General features: G+C 61.4%; 19 protein-coding genes. All 19 read left to right on the forward strand.

The genetic code is table 11. The features are described from left to right. Positions 1–8: 8 nt before the first annotated feature. The 19 genes from fliM to ACMDB8_RS07210 all read left to right on the forward strand — a co-directional run bounded on the left by fliM (position 9) and on the right by ACMDB8_RS07210 (position 18,639). On the forward strand, positions 9–977 hold the full coding sequence (gene fliM, locus ACMDB8_RS07120) for a flagellar motor switch protein FliM (protein ID WP_008052878.1): 969 nt from the start codon (positions 9–11) through the stop codon (positions 975–977). A 65-nt stretch (positions 978–1,042) separates the two neighbouring features. Further along, complete coding sequence (gene fliN / locus ACMDB8_RS07125) at positions 1,043–1,489, forward strand: flagellar motor switch protein FliN (protein ID WP_056721589.1); 447 nt, start codon at positions 1,043–1,045, stop codon at positions 1,487–1,489. A 30-nt stretch (positions 1,490–1,519) separates the two neighbouring features. Next, on the forward strand, positions 1,520–1,933 hold the full coding sequence (fliO, locus tag ACMDB8_RS07130; RefSeq protein ID WP_409078514.1) for a flagellar biosynthetic protein FliO: 414 nt from the start codon (positions 1,520–1,522) through the stop codon (positions 1,931–1,933). Beyond that, positions 1,933–2,691 (forward strand): flagellar type III secretion system pore protein FliP, encoded by a 759-nt coding sequence (gene fliP, locus ACMDB8_RS07135; protein WP_008052881.1) that lies wholly within the window; start codon positions 1,933–1,935, stop codon positions 2,689–2,691. Before fliO ends, fliP begins: the two co-directional genes overlap by 1 nt. Further along, positions 2,688–2,957 (forward strand): flagellar biosynthesis protein FliQ, encoded by a 270-nt coding sequence (gene fliQ / locus ACMDB8_RS07140; RefSeq protein WP_056721593.1) that lies wholly within the window; start codon positions 2,688–2,690, stop codon positions 2,955–2,957. The genes fliP and fliQ overlap by 4 nt, the downstream gene beginning before the upstream one ends. Positions 2,958–2,960: 3 nt before the next feature. After that, entirely contained in the window at positions 2,961–3,743 is a 783-nt protein-coding gene (fliR, locus tag ACMDB8_RS07145; RefSeq protein ID WP_056721595.1) for a flagellar biosynthetic protein FliR, read from the forward strand. Between the two features lie 3 nt (positions 3,744–3,746). Further along, positions 3,747–4,886, forward strand: a complete 1,140-nt coding sequence (flhB, locus tag ACMDB8_RS07150) for a flagellar biosynthesis protein FlhB (RefSeq protein WP_056721597.1) — start codon at positions 3,747–3,749, stop codon at positions 4,884–4,886. A 229-nt stretch (positions 4,887–5,115) separates the two neighbouring features. Beyond that, entirely contained in the window at positions 5,116–7,245 is a 2,130-nt protein-coding gene (gene flhA, locus ACMDB8_RS07155; protein ID WP_032829794.1) for a flagellar biosynthesis protein FlhA, read from the forward strand. 11 nt (positions 7,246–7,256) lie between these two features. Beyond that, complete coding sequence (gene flhF, locus ACMDB8_RS07160) at positions 7,257–8,585, forward strand: flagellar biosynthesis protein FlhF (protein ID WP_056721601.1); 1,329 nt, start codon at positions 7,257–7,259, stop codon at positions 8,583–8,585. A 116-nt stretch (positions 8,586–8,701) separates the two neighbouring features. Then, a complete protein-coding gene (gene fleN / locus ACMDB8_RS07165; RefSeq protein ID WP_008001746.1) occupies positions 8,702–9,532 on the forward strand; it encodes a flagellar synthesis regulator FleN in 831 nt (276 codons plus the stop codon). Then, on the forward strand, positions 9,529–10,269 hold the full coding sequence (fliA, locus tag ACMDB8_RS07170) for an RNA polymerase sigma factor FliA (RefSeq protein WP_007894214.1): 741 nt from the start codon (positions 9,529–9,531) through the stop codon (positions 10,267–10,269). Before fleN ends, fliA begins: the two co-directional genes overlap by 4 nt. A gap of 167 nt (positions 10,270–10,436) precedes the next feature. Then, a complete protein-coding gene (locus tag ACMDB8_RS07175; protein ID WP_003183998.1) occupies positions 10,437–10,808 on the forward strand; it encodes a chemotaxis response regulator CheY in 372 nt (123 codons plus the stop codon). A 21-nt stretch (positions 10,809–10,829) separates the two neighbouring features. Then, a complete protein-coding gene (locus tag ACMDB8_RS07180) occupies positions 10,830–11,618 on the forward strand; it encodes a protein phosphatase CheZ (RefSeq protein WP_056721603.1) in 789 nt (262 codons plus the stop codon). A 54-nt stretch (positions 11,619–11,672) separates the two neighbouring features. After that, the gene (locus ACMDB8_RS07185; protein WP_056721605.1) at positions 11,673–13,940 is read left to right on the forward strand and encodes a chemotaxis protein CheA; all 2,268 of its coding nucleotides are present in this window, start codon (positions 11,673–11,675) and stop codon (positions 13,938–13,940) included. Between the two features lie 49 nt (positions 13,941–13,989). Continuing rightward, on the forward strand, positions 13,990–15,120 hold the full coding sequence (locus ACMDB8_RS07190) for a protein-glutamate methylesterase/protein-glutamine glutaminase (RefSeq protein WP_056721607.1): 1,131 nt from the start codon (positions 13,990–13,992) through the stop codon (positions 15,118–15,120). Continuing rightward, positions 15,120–15,860 (forward strand): flagellar motor protein, encoded by a 741-nt coding sequence (locus ACMDB8_RS07195; protein ID WP_056721609.1) that lies wholly within the window; start codon positions 15,120–15,122, stop codon positions 15,858–15,860. The genes ACMDB8_RS07190 and ACMDB8_RS07195 overlap by 1 nt, the downstream gene beginning before the upstream one ends. Positions 15,861–15,872: 12 nt before the next feature. Next, on the forward strand, positions 15,873–16,763 hold the full coding sequence (gene motD, locus ACMDB8_RS07200) for a flagellar motor protein MotD (RefSeq protein WP_056721611.1): 891 nt from the start codon (positions 15,873–15,875) through the stop codon (positions 16,761–16,763). A 43-nt stretch (positions 16,764–16,806) separates the two neighbouring features. Then, positions 16,807–17,595, forward strand: a complete 789-nt coding sequence (locus ACMDB8_RS07205) for a ParA family protein (protein WP_056721613.1) — start codon at positions 16,807–16,809, stop codon at positions 17,593–17,595. A 117-nt stretch (positions 17,596–17,712) separates the two neighbouring features. Beyond that, entirely contained in the window at positions 17,713–18,639 is a 927-nt protein-coding gene (locus ACMDB8_RS07210; RefSeq protein WP_409078496.1) for a CheW domain-containing protein, read from the forward strand. Positions 18,640–18,657: the final 18 nt, after the last annotated feature.

The following is an 18,657-nucleotide window of genomic DNA, read 5'->3' on the forward strand; positions in this document are numbered from 1 at the left end:
AACACGACATGGCCGTGCAGGACCTGCTGTCCCAGGATGAGATCGACGCGCTGTTGCATGGCGTCGACGATGGTCTGGTACAGACCGAAAACGCTGCCGAACCCGGCGCCGTCAAAAGCTATGACCTGACCAGCCAGGATCGCATCGTCCGTGGACGCATGCCGACCCTGGAAATGATCAACGAGCGTTTCGCCCGCTATACCCGCATCAGCATGTTCAATATGCTGCGGCGCTCGGCGGACGTGGCGGTCGGCGGCGTGCAGGTGATGAAGTTCGGCGAATACGTGCACTCGCTGTACGTGCCGACCAGTCTCAACCTGGTCAAGATCAAACCCCTGCGCGGCACTGCGTTGTTCATCCTCGACGCCAAACTGGTGTTCAAGCTGGTGGACAACTTCTTCGGTGGCGACGGCCGGCACGCCAAGATCGAAGGGCGTGAGTTCACGCCGACCGAACTGCGCGTGGTACGCATGGTGCTGGAACAGGCGTTCGTCGACTTGAAGGAAGCCTGGCAGGCGATCATGGAAGTCAACTTCGAGTACATCAACTCGGAAGTGAACCCGGCCATGGCCAACATCGTCGGCCCGAGCGAAGCCATTGTGGTGTCGACCTTCCACATCGAACTCGATGGCGGTGGCGGCGACCTGCACGTGACCATGCCGTACTCGATGATCGAGCCGGTGCGCGAAATGCTCGATGCCGGCTTCCAGTCGGACCTCGACGACCAGGACGAGCGCTGGGTCAACGCCCTGCGCCAGGACGTGCTGGACGTCGACGTGCCGATCGGTGCGACGGTGGCTCGTCGTCAGTTGCGCCTGCGCGACATCCTGCACATGCAGCCGGGGGATGTGATCCCGGTCGACATGCCGGAAGAAATGATCATGCGCGCCAACGGCGTGCCGGCCTTCAAGGTCAAGATGGGCTCGCACAAGGGCAACCTGGCGTTGCAAGTGATCGAGCCGATCGAGCGCCGTTGACCGGCGCTTGTACCCGTTTGCGACTAACCGAATTCTGATTTTTTGCTCGCCGAGGACACAGACAAATGAACACGCAAGACGACCAGGCCCTGGCCGATGAGTGGGCAGCAGCCCTGGAAGAAACCGGTGATGCCGGGCAGGCCGATATCGACGCCCTGCTGGCCGCCGACTCCGGCAATTCCGCATCCGGCCGCCTGCCAATGGAAGAGTTCGGCAGCGTGCCGAAAAACAACGAGCCGGTCACTCTCGACGGCCCGAACCTGGATGTGATCCTCGATATCCCGGTGTCGATTTCCATGGAAGTGGGCAGCACCGACATCAACATCCGTAACCTGCTTCAACTGAACCAGGGGTCGGTGATCGAGCTTGATCGCCTGGCCGGCGAGCCGCTGGACGTGCTGGTCAATGGCACGCTCATCGCCCACGGCGAAGTGGTGGTGGTCAACGAGAAGTTCGGCATCCGCCTGACGGACGTGATCAGCCCAAGCGAACGCATCAAGAAGCTGCGCTGAGTGAAAAAGGTTCTCGGGTTTGTATTGGCGATGCCGTTCAGCGTGCTGGCGGCCGAACCTGTCGCAACGGCGACCACGGCCGCTGCGCCGGCGGTGAGCAGCGGTGTGGCCGGCCAGTTGACGCAGTTGGTGTTCGGCTTGCTGCTGGTGCTGGGGTTGATCTTCTTCCTTGCCTGGTTGCTGCGTCGGGTCCAGCAGGCCGGCCCGGCCGGCAAGGGGCAGGTCATCGAGATTGTCGGCTCCCGCGCGCTGGGGCCTCGCGATCGCCTGATGCTGGTGCAGGTCGGCAACGAGCAGATCCTGTTGGGCCTGAGCCCCGGCAACATCACTGCGCTGCACGTCCTCAAGGAGCCGGTGCAAGTGCCGAGCACCGAGAAGCCGACGCCGGAATTTGCCCAGCGCCTGTTGGAAATGCTGGGTAAAGATCACAAGGATAAGAAGTAATGGGTGCGCTGCGCATCGTCTTGACGCTGACCCTGATGCTGGCCGCGCCGCTGGCATTCGCCGCCGATCCGCTGTCGATCCCGGCAATCACCCTGGGCACCAATGCGCAGGGTGCGCAGGAATACTCGGTCAGCCTGCAAATCCTGCTGATCATGACCGCGCTGAGTTTTATCCCGGCGTTTGTCATGCTGATGACCAGTTTCACCCGGATCATCATTGTCTTCTCGATCCTGCGCCAGGCCCTGGGCCTGCAGCAGACACCGTCGAACCAGATCCTCACCGGCATGGCGCTGTTCCTGACCCTGTTCATCATGGCGCCGGTGTTCGACCGGGTGAATCAGGATGCCCTGCAGCCGTACCTGGCGGAAAAGCTGACGGCCCAGGATGCGGTCGCCAAGGCGCAGGTGCCGATCAAGAACTTCATGCTCGCCCAGACTCGCACCAGCGATCTGGAGCTGTTCATGCGCCTGTCCAAGCGCACTGACATCGCGACGCCGGATCAGGCGCCGTTGACCATCCTGGTGCCCGCTTTCGTGACCTCCGAGCTGAAAACGGCATTCCAGATCGGCTTCATGATCTTCATCCCGTTCCTGATCATCGACCTGGTCGTGGCCAGTGTGTTGATGGCCATGGGGATGATGATGCTGTCGCCGCTGATCATTTCCCTGCCGTTCAAGATCATGTTGTTCGTGCTGGTCGATGGCTGGGCGTTGATCATCGGCACGCTGGCCAGCAGCTTCGGTGGTGTCTCGCCATGACCCCGGAAGTAGCGGTCGATATCTTCCGGGAAGCGCTGTGGCTGACCACCATGATGGTGGCGGTGCTGGTGATTCCGAGTCTGCTGATCGGCCTGCTGGTGGCGATGTTCCAGGCCGCCACCCAGATCAACGAACAGACCCTGAGCTTCCTGCCGCGCCTGCTGGTGATGCTGGTGACGCTGATCGTGGCTGGCCCGTGGCTGGTGCAGACTTTCATGGATTACATCCTGCAGCTGTACGGCAGTATTCCTCAGGTCATCGGCTAAACCATGTCACTGCTAGCGCTGACCGATACCCAGATCAGCACCTGGGTGGCGACATTCATGTTGCCGCTGTTTCGCGTCGGCTCCTTGCTGATGGTCATGCCGGTGTTCGGCACAACCCTGCTGCCTCGGCGCATCCGTCTGTATTTCGCGCTGGCCATTACCGTGGTCATCGTGCCGGGCCTGCCGCCGATGCCGCCGGTCAACCCTCTGGATTTAAGCGGGCTGTTGCTGATTGCCGAGCAGATTCTCATCGGTGCCGTGATGGGGTTTTCCTTGCAGCTGTTCTTCCAGGCATTTGTGGTTGCCGGGCAAATCGTCGCCATCCAGATGGGCATGGGCTTCGCCTCCATGATCGACCCGGCCAACGGCGTATCGACGGCGGTGATCGGGCAGTTTTTCACGATGCTGGTGACGCTGCTGTTCCTGTCCATGAACGGTCATCTGGTGGTGTTCGAGATCCTCACCGAGAGTTTCACCACGTTGCCGGTGGGAGGTGGCCTGATGGTCAATCACTACTGGGAGCTGGCCGGCAAGCTCGGCTGGGTGCTCGGTGCGGCGTTATTGCTGGTGCTGCCGGCGATCACCGCGTTGCTGGTGGTCAACATCGCGTTTGGCGTCATGACCCGGGCGGCGCCGCAACTCAATATTTTCTCTGTCGGCTTCCCGCTGATCCTGGTACTTGGGCTGTTCATTGTCTGGGTCGGTCTGGCGGACATTCTCAACCAGTATCAACCGCTGGCCACCGAGGCCTTGCAGTTGTTACGTGAAATGGCGCGGGCGAGCTGAGCCATGGCCGAGAGCGAAAGCGGTCAGGACAAAACAGAAGACCCCACGGAGAAGCGCAAACAGGACTCCCGTGAAAAGGGTGAGATAGCGCGGTCCAAGGAACTCAACACCCTGGCGATCATGCTGGTCGGTGCCTCGGCGCTGCTGATTTTTGGCGGCGCCATGGCGCAGGACATGATGGAGCTGATGCGCATCAACTTCTCGCTGCCGCGGGAAGTAATCCTGGATCAGCGCTCCATGGCCACCTACCTGATGCGCTCGGGGCAAATTGCCCTGTGGTCGATCCAGCCGGTGATGATCACCTTGGTACTGGCCGCCATCATCGGTCCGATTTCCCTGGGGGGCTGGCTGTTCGCGGCGAGTTCCATGGCGCCCAAGTTCAGCCGCTTGAACCCCGGCCCCGGCCTCAAACGCATGTTCTCCACCAAGTCGCTGGTCGAACTGCTCAAGGCCCTGGCCAAGTTCATCATTATCCTGTTCGTGGCGCTGGCGGTACTGTCATCGGACATCGACGACCTGCTGCGCATCGCCCATGAGCCCCTGGACATGGCGATCATTCACAGCCTGCAAGTCGTGGGCTGGAGCACCCTGTGGATGGCGTGCGGGCTGATCCTGATCGCGGTGGTGGACGTGCCGGTGCAGCTCTGGGAGAGCCACAAGAAACTGCTGATGACCAAGCAGGAAGTGCGTGACGAGCACAAGGACCAGGAGGGGCGGCCGGAGGTCAAGCAGCGGATTCGACAGCTGCAACGCGAGATGTCCCAGCGACGGATGATGGCCGCCATTCCCGAGGCCGACGTGGTCATCACCAACCCGACCCACTACGCGGTGGCCCTCAAATACGACCCGGAAAAGGGTAATGCGCCGGTACTGCTGGCCAAGGGTAGCGACTTCCTGGCCCTGAAGATCCGCGAGATCGCGGCGGCCAACGAGATCCTGCTGCTGGAATCGCCGGCGCTGGCGCGGTCGATTTACTACTCCACCGAGCTTGAGCAGGAAATTCCTGGCGGGCTCTACCTGGCGGTTGCACAGGTGTTGGCTTACGTTTATCAGATTCGACAGTACCGGGCGGGCAAGGGCAAGAGACCTGATCCGCTTAAGGATGACCTGCCGATTCCACCGGATCTGCGCCGCGATTCCTGAGTTTCGCGCTGCTGCTGATGGCCCCTTCGCGGGCAAGCCCGCTCCCACAGGTTCGGCGATAACTTGTGGGAGCGTGGCTTGCCCGCGAAGGCGTCAGTCCAGGCGATGCATATCCCCCTGAAAAAACACTCTATTTCTCCTGCCGCAAAAGTTGGAAAGCTTCTTGCAGTAGCCGCCCTGCGCCTGCTTCAGGCGTCAAAAGTTTGCTTTAAAGGAACGGGGAAAACCGGTGGATCGCTCTCAGTTAATCAACAGTGCCCGCACAAACGTTGCCGACCTCAGTCGGGGCAATCTGGGCGTGCCGCTGTTGCTGCTGGTCATGCTGGCGATGATGATGTTGCCGGTGCCGCCGTTCCTGCTGGACGTGTTCTTCACCTTCAACATAGCCCTGTCCATCGTCGTGCTGCTGGTGTGCGTCTACGCCTTGCGGCCGCTGGATTTCGCGGTGTTTCCGACCATTCTGTTGGTGGCGACACTGTTGCGCCTGGCGTTGAACGTGGCCTCCACGCGGGTGGTGATGCTCCACGGTCAGGACGGCCATGCCGCCGCCGGTAAGGTGATCCAGGCCTTCGGCGAGGTGGTGATCGGCGGTAACTACGTGGTGGGTATCGTGGTCTTCGCGATCCTGATGATCATCAACTTCGTCGTGGTGACCAAGGGTGCCGGGCGGATTTCCGAGGTGAGCGCGCGTTTCACTCTCGATGCGATGCCCGGCAAGCAAATGGCGATCGACGCCGACCTCAACGCCGGCCTGATCGATCAGGCCCAGGCCAAGGCCCGTCGTTCGGAAGTGGCCCAGGAAGCCGAGTTCTACGGATCCATGGACGGTGCCAGCAAATTTGTCCGTGGTGACGCCATCGCCGGCCTGTTGATCCTGTTCATCAACCTGATCGGCGGCATGGCGGTCGGTATCTTCCAGCACGGCATGACCTTCGGCGACGCCGGCAAGGTGTATGCGCTGCTGACCATCGGTGACGGTTTGGTGGCGCAATTGCCATCACTGTTGTTATCGACAGCAGCGGCGATCATGGTGACCCGTGCTTCCGGTTCGGAAGACATGGGCAAGCAAATCAATCGCCAGATGTTCGCCTCGCCCAAGGCGCTGGCGGTGGCAGCGGGCTTGATGGCGGTCATGGGCCTGGTGCCCGGCATGCCGCATTTCTCGTTCCTGAGCATGGCGGCGCTGGCGGCCGGTGGCGCTTACCTGTTCTGGAAAAAGCAGAACGTCGCCAAGGTGCAGGCCCTGCAAGAGGTCAAGCGCCAGCAGGAGTTGCTGCCGTCGCCGGCCCGCGCCCAGGAAACCAAGGAGCTTGGCTGGGATGACGTGACGCCGATCGATATGATCGGCCTGGAGGTGGGTTATCGCCTGATTCCGTTGGTGGACCGCAACCAGGGCGGCCAGTTGCTGGCGCGAATCAAGGGCGTACGCAAGAAACTGTCCCAGGACCTGGGCTTCCTGATGCCCACGGTGCATATCCGCGACAACCTCGACCTGGCCCCAAGTGCCTATCGCCTGACCCTCATGGGGGTGATCCTGGCCGAAGCGGAGATTTACCCGGATCGCGAACTGGCGATCAACCCGGGGCAGGTCTACGGCACGCTCAACGGCATTACCGCCAAAGATCCGGCTTTCGGCCTGGAGGCGGTCTGGATCGAAATCAGCCAGCGCGCCCAGGCGCAATCCCTCGGTTATACGGTGGTCGATGCCAGTACAGTAGTGGCTACCCACTTGAACCAGATACTCTACAAGCATTCCAGTGAACTGATCGGTCACGAAGAAGTGCAGCAACTCATGCAATTGCTGGCCAAAAGCTCGCCGAAGCTGGCCGAGGAGCTGGTGCCGGGCGTGGTTTCGCTGTCGCAGCTGCTCAAGGTGCTGCAAGCGCTGCTGGCCGAACAAGTGCCGGTGCGCGACATCCGCAGCATTGCCGAGGCGATCGCCAACAATGCCGCCAAGAGTCAAGATACCGCCGCGCTGGTGGCTGCCGTGCGGGTTGGCGTATCCCGCGCAATCGTCCAAAGCATTGTAGGCACTGAGTCGGAGCTGCCAGTCATCACGCTGGAGCCCAGGTTGGAACAAATATTGCTCAATAGTCTGCAGAAGGCAGGACAAGGCTCGGAAGAGGGCGTTCTGCTGGAGCCAAGCATGGCTGAGAAGCTGCAACGTTCGTTGATTGACGCGGCGCAGCGTCAGGAGATGCAAGGTCAGCCGGTGATTCTGCTGGTGGCCGGTCCGGTTCGCGCGATGCTCTCGCGATTTGGCCGGCTCGCAGTCCCGGGTTTGCATGTGTTGGCTTACCAGGAAATCCCTGACAACAAGCAAGTGACCATCGTTGCGACAGTAGGGCCCAACGGCTGAGGTAGTGGTTTATGCAAGTTAAGCGTTTTTTCGCCGCCGATATGCGTCAGGCCATGAAGCTGGTTCGCGATGAGCTGGGCGCTGATGCGGCCATTATTGGCAACCGCCGGATCGCCGGGGGTGTCGAGCTGACGGCTGCGCTGGATTACAAGCTGTCGGCGCTGGCGCCGCGGGTTCCGAACATGGAACTCGAAGACGAGCTGCGCAAGACTCAGTCGCGGATCGTCACCGCCCAGGCCGAATTGAGTCTGCGTGGCGATGGCGAGAGCGACAATGCAACCAATCGCCAGTTGTTCGCCGGCTTGCCGTTGACCGCCGCCGAGCCGCTGATCGAACCGACCTACGCCGAACCCCGTCGTCCTGTACCGGCCGTTGCGCCAGCGTCCGCTGGCGTGGACCCGCGGGCGTTCGACTCGATGCGTTTCGAGCTCAACAGCCTGCGCGAACTCATGGAAGTGCAACTCGGCTCCCTGGCCTGGAATCAGCTGCAAGGCAGCCGTCCGGACCAGGCCAACCTCTGGCGTCGCCTGCAACGCATCGGCCTGTCCGGCCCGCTGTCACGTGACCTTTTGGCGATGATCACCGAAATCGAAGAACCCCGTCAGGCCTGGCGCATGTTGCTCGCGCACCTGGCGCGCATGATCGTTACCCCGGAAGTCGAGCCGCTGGAAGAGGGCGGTGTGATTGCCATGGTCGGCCCTGCCGGCATGGGCAAGACCACCACCCTGGCCAAGCTGGCTGCCCGCTACGTGCTCAAGTACGGCGCGCAGAACATTGCGCTGGTGAGCATGGACAGCTTCCGCATCGGTGCCCAGGAGCAGCTCAAGACCCTGGGGCGCATTCTCAATGTGTCGGTGACCCACGTCGATCCGGGCCAGTCCCTGGTGCAGGCGCTGGAGCCATTGCTGCGCAAGCGCGTGGTGCTGATCGATACCGCGGGCCTTCAGGCCAGCGATCCGGCCCTGCGCATGCAGCTCGAAAGCCTGGCCGGTCGCGGCATCCGCTCGAAAAATTATCTGGTCCTGGCAACCACCAGCCAGAAACAGGTTCTAACGGCCGCTTATCACAGTTACAAGCGTTGTGGGCTCGCAGGCTGCATCCTGACTAAACTGGATGAAACGGCAAGTCTGGGCGAGGTGTTGAGCCTTGCCATCAGTCATGAACTGCCGGTGGCTTACCTGACCGATGGCCCGCGGATCCCGGATGATTTGCATCTGCCGCGTCGTCACCAGTTGGTCAGCCGCGCCGTGAGCGTACAAATGCAGGAAGAACCCAGCGAAGAAGCCATGGCTGACATGTTCGCTGACATCTACCACAGTCCGACCAAGCAGGTTGGCTGAGGTAAAAATGAACAGTTTTTGTACCTACATCGATGGTCTGCCATGCATTGTTCCGTTTGTGAACGCGCAGCCAGTAATGTGGCCTCCGTCTATGCAAGACAAGGTAAAGAAATAACATGGGCAGCATGCATCCCGTACAGGTGATCGCGGTGACCGGCGGCAAAGGTGGCGTCGGGAAAACTAATGTGTCAGTGAACTTGTCCCTGGCTTTGGCCGAGCTTGGCCGGCGCGTCATGCTGTTGGACGCCGACCTTGGACTGGCGAACGTCGACGTTCTGCTGGGCCTGACACCCAAACGTACCCTGGCCGACGTGATCGAAGGCCGCTGCGAACTGCGCGATGTATTGCTGCAGGGACCCGGCGGCATCCGTATCGTTCCGGCCGCATCCGGCACTCAGAGCATGGTGCATCTGAGCCCCGCGCAACACGCCGGCCTGATCCAGGCCTTCAGTGATATTGGCGACAACCTCGACGTACTGGTGATCGACACCGCTGCGGGCATTGGTGACTCGGTAGTCAGTTTCGTCCGCGCAGCCCAGGAAGTGCTGCTGGTGGTGTGCGACGAGCCGACCTCGATCACCGATGCCTACGCCTTGATCAAGTTGCTGAACCGCGACTACGGCATGAACCGCTTCCGCGTCCTGGCCAACATGGCCCAGAGCCCGCAGGAAGGACGCAACCTGTTCGCCAAGTTGACCAAGGTCACGGATCGCTTCCTCGACGTCGCCCTACAATACGTTGGTGCGGTGCCTTACGACGAAAGCGTGCGCAAGGCCGTGCAGAAGCAGCGCGCCGTCTACGAGGCCTTCCCGCGTTCCAAGTGCTCGCTGGCGTTCAAGGCCATCGCGCAGAAGGTCGATACCTGGCCGCTGCCGGCCAACCCGCGCGGACACTTGGAGTTTTTCGTCGAGCGGCTCGTGCAGCAGACAGCAGGACCTGTTCTATGACAGCCAGCGGCTACAACCTCTACAAGAAGTCGGCACGCGATGCGCAGTACGAGCTGATCGAGCGTTACGCGCCGCTGGTTAAACGCATTGCCTACCACTTGCTGGCGCGTTTGCCGGCCAGTGTCCAGGTCGAAGACCTGATCCAGGCCGGGATGATCGGCCTGCTTGAAGTGTCGACCAAATATGACGCCAGCAAAGGCGCCAGTTTCGAGACGTACGCGGGCATTCGAATCCGCGGCGCCATGCTCGATGAAGTGCGCAAGGGGGACTGGGCGCCACGTTCGGTTCACCGCAATACGCGCATGGTCAGCGATGCCATTCGCTCGATTGAAGCGAAAACCGGCCGTGACGCTAAAGATCACGAAGTTGCGGCCGAACTCCAATTGAGTCTCGACGATTACTACGGGATTTTGAACGACACCCTGGGCAGCCGGCTGTTCAGTTTCGACGATCTGTTGCAGGACGGCGAACACGAAGGGCTGCACGAGGATGGCGCGAGTGCTCATCTCGAGCCGTCACGCGACCTGGAGGATGAACGCTTCCAGGCGGCGCTGGCGGATGCGATTGCCAATTTGCCGGAGCGTGAGCGACTGGTGTTGGCGCTGTACTACGACGAAGAGTTGAACCTCAAGGAAATCGGTGAGGTCCTGGGGGTCAGCGAATCGCGGGTCAGCCAGTTACACAGCCAGTGCGCGGCCCGTTTGCGGGGGCGTTTGGGGGAGTGGCGAGCGCGCTGAAGGCAGTGTGGGGACACTGCGAACGAGGCTGGTGTGGTGTTGAACTGCGCCGGTCGCGATCTGTTGTGCTCCAGACAGTCATTGAGTGCTTTGCCGGATTGATTGAAATGGCGCGTCCAGGTGCTGGGCGCGTTTAAGACTGCTTGGAGGTCGAATTGGACAAGAACATGAAAATCCTCATCGTTGATGACTTCTCAACGATGCGGCGGATCATCAAGAACCTGCTGCGTGACCTTGGGTTCACCAACACCGTCGAGGCCGACGATGGCACTACCGCCATTCCGGTGCTCAACAGCGGAAGCATCGACTTTCTGGTAACGGACTGGAACATGCCTGGCATGACCGGTATCGATCTGCTGCGCCACGTGCGTGCCGATGAAAAGCTCAAGCACCTGCCGGTGCTGATGGTGACCGCTGAAGCCAAGCGCGAGCAGATCATCGAAGCGGCCCAGGCCGGCGTTAACGGCTATGTGGTCAAGCCCTTCACGGCCCAGGCGTTGAAAGAAAAAATCGAGAAGATTTTCGAACGCATCGGTTGATGAGTGCGCCACGGGGGAGCTATGGGCAATAACGAAACTTCATTGGGCGATTTTGAATCGACCCTGAAAAAACACGCCGTCGAATTGGTCGAGAGCCTTGAGAAAGGCAAGTTCGGCGACGCGGTGCAATTGATCCATGAGCTCAACCAGACCCGTGACCGCGGCCTGTATCAGGAAGTGGGCAAGCTCACTCGCGAGCTGCATAGCGCGATCGTCAATTTCCAGATTGACCCGCACATGCCGCAAGCCGAAGAAGTGTCGCAGATCACCGACGCCACCGAGCGCCTGGGGTATGTGGTCAAGCTGACCGAGGCGGCGGCCAACCGCACCATGGATCTGGTGGAAAATGCCACGCCGCTGGTCAATGGCCTGGCCGATGAAGCCAAGGTGTTGAGCGCGGACTGGGGGCGCTTCATGCGCCGCGAAGTCGGCGCCGAAGAGTTTCGTGAACTGGCCCGGCGGGTCGACGGCTTCCTGACGCGCAGCGGCACGGACAATCGCGCGGTGTCGGGCAACCTCAACGACATCCTGCTCGCCCAGGATTACCAGGACCTCACAGGCCAGGTGATCAAGCGTGTGACCCAGTTGGTCACCGAAGTCGAAAGCAACCTGCTCAAGCTCGTGCTGATGGCCAGCCAGGTGGACCGCTTTGCGGGCATCGAACATGACCGTGAAGCGATGCTTGCTGAAAAAGATCCACAAAAACATCTCTCTCAGGGTGAAGGTCCGCAGATTCATGCCGATAAAAGAGAAGACGTTGTGTCCGGTCAGGACGATGTGGACGATTTGTTATCCAGCCTGGGATTTTAGAGTTTTAGAATTTTAGGTTTTTTGGGTTTTTAGACCTGTAGGAGCACCCCCTTAATGAGCTTCGGCGCCGATGAAGAGATCCTTCAGGATTTCCTGGTTGAGGCCGGCGAGATTCTAGAGCAACTGTCCGAGCAACTGGTCGAGCTGGAAAGCCGTCCGGATGATGCGGATCTGCTCAATGCAATTTTTCGCGGTTTTCACACTGTAAAAGGGGGCGCCGGCTTCCTCCAGCTCAACGAGCTGGTGGAGTGCTGCCACATCGCCGAGAACGTGTTCGACATCCTGCGCAAGGGTGAGCGTCGCGTCGACTCGGAACTGATGGACGTGGTTCTCGAAGCCCTGGACGCGGTGAACAGCATGTTCAGCGAGGTCCGCGAACGCAGCCCGATCACGGCCGCGACACCGCAACTGCTCGCGGCGCTGGCCCGGTTGGCCGAGCCGCAATCGGCTGACGAAGTGGCGCCTGCGCCCGTCGCCGAGGTGATTGAAGAACCGGTGGCCGAATCCGGTTCCGACGACATCACCGACACCGAATTCGAACAACTGCTGGACTCGCTGAACGCCGTCAAGGCCCAGGCCGAGGCCCCGACGGTTGCTCCAGCGCCCGCCGGCAATGCCGCTGGCAGCGACGAAATCACCGATGCCGAGTTCGAGTCGTTGCTCGATCAACTGCACGGTAAAGGCCAGTTCGCCGTTGACGCGGTTGTCCCGGCGACCGCTGCGCCAGAAGTGCCGAAAGCGGCTGGCGACAGTTCCGATATTACTGACGACGAATTCGAAGCACTGCTCGACCAACTGCACGGCAAGGGTAACTTTGCTGTCGAGGCTTTGGAGTCGGCCATTGCTTCGGTGCCTGCACCTGCGGCACCAAGCGCGGTGGCGGCCGGCAGCGATCTGATTTCCGATCACGAGTTCGAAGCGCTGCTCGACGAATTGCACGGCAAAGGCAAGTTCACTGAAGTGGGCGCAACGGCTGGAACGGCAACCGGCGCCAACGCCTCGGTTGTGGCACCTGCCGCCAAGGCAGCCGCGCCGAAACCCGTGGCGAAGGCTCCTGAGCCAAAAGCCGAAACACCGGCCCCTGTGGCCGCCGCCGCACCGGCTGCTGCCCGCGCCCCGGCCGCGCCTGCTGCGGAAAAACCGGCGAGCGAAGCCGAGACCACCGTGCGTGTCGATACCGCGCGTCTCGACGAGATCATGAACATGGTCGGCGAGTTGGTGCTGGTGCGTAACCGCCTGGTCCGCCTGGGTCTCAACAGCGGCGACGAAGCCATGTCCAAGGCCGTGTCGAACCTCGACGTGGTCACCGCCGACCTGCAAACCGCGGTCATGAAGACCCGGATGCAACCGATCAAGAAAGTCTTCGGACGCTTCCCGCGCCTGGTCCGCGACCTGGCTCGCCAGCTCAAGAAAGAGATCAACCTGGAACTGGTCGGTGAAGAAACCGACCTCGACAAGAACCTCGTCGAGGCCCTGGCCGATCCGTTGGTCCACTTGGTGCGCAACGCGGTCGACCACGGCATCGAATCTCCGGAAGAGCGCGAAGCCTCGGGCAAGGCCCGTGGCGGCAAGGTCATCCTGGCGGCCGAGCAGGAGGGCGATCACATCCTGCTGTCGATCTCCGATGACGGCAAAGGCATGGACCCGAATGTCCTGCGCTCCATCGCGGTTAAACGCGGTGTGATGGACAAGGATGCCGCCGATCGCCTGAGCGACACCGAATGCTACAACCTGATCTTCGCCCCGGGTTTCTCGACCAAGACCGAGATCTCCGACGTGTCGGGTCGCGGCGTGGGCATGGACGTGGTGAAAACCAAGATTTCCCAGCTCAACGGCTCGATCAACATCTACTCGGCCAAGGGCCAGGGTTCGAAGATCGTCATCAAGGTGCCGCTGACCCTGGCGATCATGCCGACGCTGATGGTGATGCTCGGCAACCAGGCGTTCGCGTTCCCGCTGGTGAACGTCAACGAGATCTTCCACCTCGACCTGTCGACCACCAACGTCGTGGACGGCCAGGAAGTGGTGATCGTGCGGGACAAGGCGCTGCCATTGTTCTATCTCAAACGCTGGCTGGTCAGCTCCGCCGCTCACGAAGAGCAGCGCGAGGGCCATGTGGTGATCCTTTCGGTGGGCACGCAGCGGATCGGCTTTGTCGTCGATCAACTGGTGGGCCAGGAAGAAGTGGTCATCAAGCCATTGGGCAAAATGCTCCAGGGAACTCCGGGCATGTCCGGCGCCACCATTACCGGTGACGGCCGCATCGCGCTGATTCTCGATGTTCCGAGCATGCTCAAGCGTTACGCCACACGGCGTATTTGATTCTGGTGGAGCGGGGGCGCCTGGCCTCGCTCCATCTAATGGAGTGTTTATGGCAGTCAAAGTCCTGGTGGTGGACGATTCGGGGTTTTTCCGCCGCCGCGTCTCGGAAATTCTTTCAGCGGATTCCAATATCCAGGTCGTCGGCACGGCGACCAACGGCAAAGAGGCGATTGATCAGGCGCTGGCCCTCAAGCCCGACGTGATCACCATGGACTACGAGATGCCGATGATGGACGGCATCACTGCCGTGCGGCACATCATGCAACGCTGCCCGACCCCGGTCCTGATGTTCTCATCGCTGACCCACGAAGGCGCCCGGGTCACCCTCGATGCGCTGGATGCCGGCGCGGTGGACTTCCTGCCGAAGAATTTCGAAGACATCTCGCGCAACCCCGAGAAGGTCAAGCAACTGCTGTGCGAAAAGATCCTGAGCATCTCGCGCAGCAATCGTCGCGTCAGCACTTACAGCGCTCCGGCGCCTGTGGCCGCACCCGCTCCAACACCCGCGTCTTCCAGTATCGGCAGTTACGGCAGCAGCGCGCCCGTGCGTCCGGCGCCAGCACCGATCCCTGCGCGGACCCATGGGGCCACGGCGTCGTCGCCCGCGCCGAAACGCAAAGCCTACAAACTGGTGGCCATCGGTACGTCCACTGGCGGCCCGGTCGCGCTGCAGCGGGTCTTGACCCAATTGCCGGCCAACTTCCCGGCCCCGATCGTGCTGGTCCAACACATGCCGGCCGCCTTCACCAAGGCCTTCGCCGAGCGCCTGGACAAGCTCTGCCGCATCAGCGTCAAGGAAGCCGAGGATGGCGATATCCTGCGTCCGGGCCTGGCGCTACTGGCGCCGGGTGGCAAGCAGATGATGATCGACGGCCGTGGCGCGGTGAAAATCCTCCCGGGTGACGAACGTCTCAACTACAAGCCGTGCGTGGACATCACCTTCGGTTCGGCAGCCAGGACCTACGGTGACAAAGTTCTGGCGGTGGTCCTGACCGGCATGGGCGCCGACGGCCGCGAAGGCGCGCGCCTGCTCAAGCAGGGCGGCAGTTCGATCTGGGCGCAGGACGAAGCCAGTTGCGTGATCTACGGCATGCCGATGGCCATCGTCAAAGCTGAACTCGCCGACGCGGTGTACAGCCTCGACGACATTGGCAAGCACCTGGTCGAGGCCTGTATCTGATGGATGTTCTAAGCCTGATTGGCATCATCATGGCCTTTGTCGCCATCATCGGCGGCAACTACCTTGAAGGCGGTCACCTCGGCGCCCTGGCCAACGGTCCGGCAGCGCTGATCGTGCTCGGCGGCACCATTGGCGCCGCGCTGCTGCAATCGCCGATGAGCGCCTTCAAGCGCGCCATGCAGATCCTCACCTGGATCCTGTTCCCGCCCCGTGTCGACCTGGCCGGTGGCATCGACCGCGTGGTGAACTGGAGCCTGACCGCCCGCAAGGAAGGCCTGCTGGGCCTCGAAGGCATCGCTGACGCCGAGCCCGACAACTACGCACGCAAAGGTCTGCAACTGCTGGTTGACGGCGCCGAGCCGGAAGCGATCCGCAGCATTCTGGAAGTGGATTTCTACACCCAGGAAAGCCGCGACATCGAAGCGGCCAAAGTCTTCGAAAGCATGGGCGGTTACGCGCCGACCATCGGCATCATCGGTGCGGTGATGGGCCTGATTCATGTCATGGGCAACCTCGCTGATCCATCGCAACTGGGCAGCGGTATTGCCGTGGCGTTCGTCGCCACCATCTACGGCGTGGCCAGTGCCAACCTGGTGCTGCTGCCGATCGCCGCCAAACTCAAATCCATTGCGCTGCGCCAGTCGCGTTATCGCGAAATGCTGCTGGAAGGGCTCCTGTCGATCGCCGAAGGTGAAAACCCACGCTCCATTGAGTTGAAGCTTCAGGGCTTCATGGATTAAGGGAATAAACTCATGGCCCGTCGTCGGCATCAGGAAGAACACGTTAACCACGAGCGCTGGCTGGTGTCCTATGCGGATTTCATCACCTTGCTGTTCGCCTTTTTCGTGGTGATGTACTCGATCTCGTCGATCAATGAAGGCAAGTACAAGGTCATTTCCGAGGCGCTGATCGGGGTCTTTACCGATTCCGATCGTTCGCTCAAGCCCATCCCGATCGGTGACGAGCGGCCGAAGACCGTGACCCCGGCCAAGCCGCTGGTCAAGGACAGTGACCAGGTCGATGCCGGCGTCTCCGGCGCCAGCGATCCGCTCAAGAGCATTGCCGACGACATCAGTGCGGCGTTCGGTGACCTGATCAGCTCCAACCAGATGACCGTGCGCGGCAACGAGTTGTGGGTCGAGATCGAACTCAATTCCAGCCTGTTGTTCGGCAGCGGCGACGCCATGCCCAGCGACATCGCGTTCAACATCATCGACAAGGTCGCGGCGATCCTGAAACCGTTCGACAACCCGATCCATGTCGAAGGTTTCACCGACGATCAACCGATCCGCACCGCGCAGTACCCGACCAACTGGGAGCTGTCCTCGGCCCGCTCGGCGAGCATCGTGCGCATGCTGGCGATGCAGGGAGTGAACCCCGGTCGCCTGGCTTCGGTGGGTTACGGCGAGTTTCAGCCGGTGGCCAACAACGCCACCGCTGAAGGCCGCGCCCGCAATCGTCGCGTGGTGCTGGTGGTATCGCGCAACCTCGATGTTCGCCGCAGCCTGACCGGCACCGGAACCGCCCATGCGCAACCGGATGCCGCATTGAAGCGTGCTGGCACACAAACTGCACCGACCCCGGTCAAGTCGCCGGTACGAGAGAACGCCGTCAATTCTCCGTCACCCGCATTAACACGTTGAGCTATTTCTCGGTCGATCCGTTCGGCCGGGAGGAACAATCCGAATGAGAGTCTGGGCAGTCGCCAATCAAAAGGGTGGTGTCGGTAAAACCACTTCCTCCATCGCTTTAGCCGGTTTACTGGCGGAGGCGGGCAAGCGCGTGGTCGTGGTCGATCTCGACCCCCACGGCTCGATGACCAGCTACTTCGGCTACGATCCCGACGCCCTGGAGCACAGCAGCTACGACCTGTTCCTGCACAAGGGCAACGTGCCCCAAGGCCTGCCGGGTCAACTGCTGCTGTCGACCAGTGACGAACGCATCTCCCTGTTGCCCTCCAGCACCGCGCTGGCCACCCTTGAGCGCCAGTCGCCGGGGCAGAGCGGTTTGGGCCTGGTGATTGCCAAGAGCCTGGCGCAATTGTGGCAGGACTTCGATTACGCCGTGATCGACAGCCCGCCCTTGCTTGGCGTGCTGATGGTCAATGCCTTGGCGGCGAGCCAGCAGCTGGTGATCCCGGTGCAGACCGAACACCTGGCGGTCAAGGGCCTGGAGCGCATGGTCAACACCCTGGCGATGATCAACCGTTCGCGCAAACAGGCGTTGCCCTTCACCATCGTGCCGACCCTGTTTGACCGACGCACCCAGGCGTCCCTCGGAACCTTGCGCGTGCTGCGCGACAAATTCCCCGAGGAAATCTGGCAAGGCTACATCCCGGTGGACACGCGCCTGCGCGATGCCAGCCGCGCCGGTCTGACGCCTTCGCAGTTCGACGGCAAGAGCCGTGGCGTTCTCGCTTACCGCGCGTTGCTCAAGCATTTGCTGGCGGCGCAACTTGTCGCGCAGGTGGCGTGACATGAGCCCAATTCCCGTAGGAGCTGCCGCAGGCTGCGATCTTTTGATCTTGCTTGGCGGAGCCCTTGATATCGCTAAAAGATCGCAGCCTGCGGCAGCTCCTACAGGGGGATGCCGATGAATCGGCCATTGAAGCTCACATCGCGCCCGCAACTGGCGTTGCAGTCGTACCTGGACAGCCTGCTGCAAGACGCGACCGAGGACATGGCGCCTGAGATTGAGGCGCTGGCCGAAGTTGTCGAAGCGGTGAAAGTCATCGAAGAGCAAGCCGTGCTGGACGAGTTCCAGGCTGCGGTGCTCGAGGAGCAGGTCCGGGATGCACAGAAGTCCGCAGTGGCTGCCGCGCCGGTTGTTGCGCCTTTGGCAAAGACTCCCGTAGCCGTGGCCGAAGCCCCGGAACCCGTTCTGGCACCGGTTTCGACCCTTGCGCCACTGTTGCAAACCCTGGTGGTTCCCGTCATTGAGGAGCCTCAGGCGCTGGTGCCGCCAGTCGTTGAAGTGCACCTGCCGCCGAGCAATACGCCGCCACCGGTGGAAACCGATGGTCGGCCGTCCTGGGCTGCCGAACCCTTCGAATGCCTGTTATTCGATGTTGCCGGCTTGACCCTGGCGGTGCCGCTGGTGTGCCTGGGGTCGATTTACTCCCTGGCCGGCCACGAGTTGACGCCGTTGTTCGGTCAGCCGGAGTGGTTCCTGGGCATCCTGCCGAGCCAGGCCGGCAACCTCAAGGTGCTCGATACCGCGCGTTGGGTCATGCCCGACCGTTATCGCGACGATTTCAAGCAGGGCCTGCAATACGTGATTTCGGTGCAAGGCTACGAGTGGGGGCTGGCGGTGCATCAGGTCAGCCGTTCGTTGCGCCTGAACCCGAATGAAATCAAATGGAGAAGTCACCGAGGTCAGCGGCCATGGCTCGCTGGCACGGTGATTGAACACATGTGCGCCTTGCTCGATGTCGCCTCGTTGGCCGAGTTGATCGCAAGTGGCGGCGCCAGGCACATGTCCGGCAGCAAGCCGGGCCACAAACCGACATCAGTCAAATAAACAAAACAGGCGACGTCA

Origin of the sequence: Pseudomonas monachiensis (genome assembly GCF_047345015.1) — a bacterium.
GTDB classification, from domain to species: Bacteria; Pseudomonadota; Gammaproteobacteria; order Pseudomonadales; family Pseudomonadaceae; genus Aquipseudomonas; species Aquipseudomonas monachiensis.

Excerpts from the sequence above, each read along its gene's own strand:
- motD (WP_056721611.1), top strand. The coding sequence starts at position 15,873 with ATGGCCCGTCGTCGGCATCAGGAAGAACACGTTAACCACGAGCGCTGG.
- ACMDB8_RS07185 (WP_056721605.1), top strand. The coding sequence starts at position 11,673 with ATGAGCTTCGGCGCCGATGAAGAGATCCTTCAGGATTTCCTGGTTGAG.
- ACMDB8_RS07205 (WP_056721613.1), top strand. The coding sequence starts at position 16,807 with ATGAGAGTCTGGGCAGTCGCCAATCAAAAGGGTGGTGTCGGTAAAACC.
- fliM (WP_008052878.1), top strand. The coding sequence starts at position 9 with ATGGCCGTGCAGGACCTGCTGTCCCAGGATGAGATCGACGCGCTGTTG.
- fliQ (WP_056721593.1), top strand. The coding sequence starts at position 2,688 with ATGACCCCGGAAGTAGCGGTCGATATCTTCCGGGAAGCGCTGTGGCTG.
- flhF (WP_056721601.1), top strand. The coding sequence starts at position 7,257 with ATGCAAGTTAAGCGTTTTTTCGCCGCCGATATGCGTCAGGCCATGAAG.
- ACMDB8_RS07175 (WP_003183998.1), top strand. The coding sequence starts at position 10,437 with ATGAAAATCCTCATCGTTGATGACTTCTCAACGATGCGGCGGATCATC.
- fliA (WP_007894214.1), top strand. The coding sequence starts at position 9,529 with ATGACAGCCAGCGGCTACAACCTCTACAAGAAGTCGGCACGCGATGCG.
- ACMDB8_RS07210 (WP_409078496.1), top strand. The coding sequence starts at position 17,713 with ATGAATCGGCCATTGAAGCTCACATCGCGCCCGCAACTGGCGTTGCAG.
- flhB (WP_056721597.1), top strand. The coding sequence starts at position 3,747 with ATGGCCGAGAGCGAAAGCGGTCAGGACAAAACAGAAGACCCCACGGAG.
- ACMDB8_RS07190 (WP_056721607.1), top strand. The coding sequence starts at position 13,990 with ATGGCAGTCAAAGTCCTGGTGGTGGACGATTCGGGGTTTTTCCGCCGC.
- fleN (WP_008001746.1), top strand. The coding sequence starts at position 8,702 with ATGGGCAGCATGCATCCCGTACAGGTGATCGCGGTGACCGGCGGCAAA.
- fliR (WP_056721595.1), top strand. The coding sequence starts at position 2,961 with ATGTCACTGCTAGCGCTGACCGATACCCAGATCAGCACCTGGGTGGCG.
- fliO (WP_409078514.1), top strand. The coding sequence starts at position 1,520 with ATGCCGTTCAGCGTGCTGGCGGCCGAACCTGTCGCAACGGCGACCACG.
- fliP (WP_008052881.1), top strand. The coding sequence starts at position 1,933 with ATGGGTGCGCTGCGCATCGTCTTGACGCTGACCCTGATGCTGGCCGCG.
- ACMDB8_RS07180 (WP_056721603.1), top strand. The coding sequence starts at position 10,830 with ATGGGCAATAACGAAACTTCATTGGGCGATTTTGAATCGACCCTGAAA.
- ACMDB8_RS07195 (WP_056721609.1), top strand. The coding sequence starts at position 15,120 with ATGGATGTTCTAAGCCTGATTGGCATCATCATGGCCTTTGTCGCCATC.
- fliN (WP_056721589.1), top strand. The coding sequence starts at position 1,043 with ATGAACACGCAAGACGACCAGGCCCTGGCCGATGAGTGGGCAGCAGCC.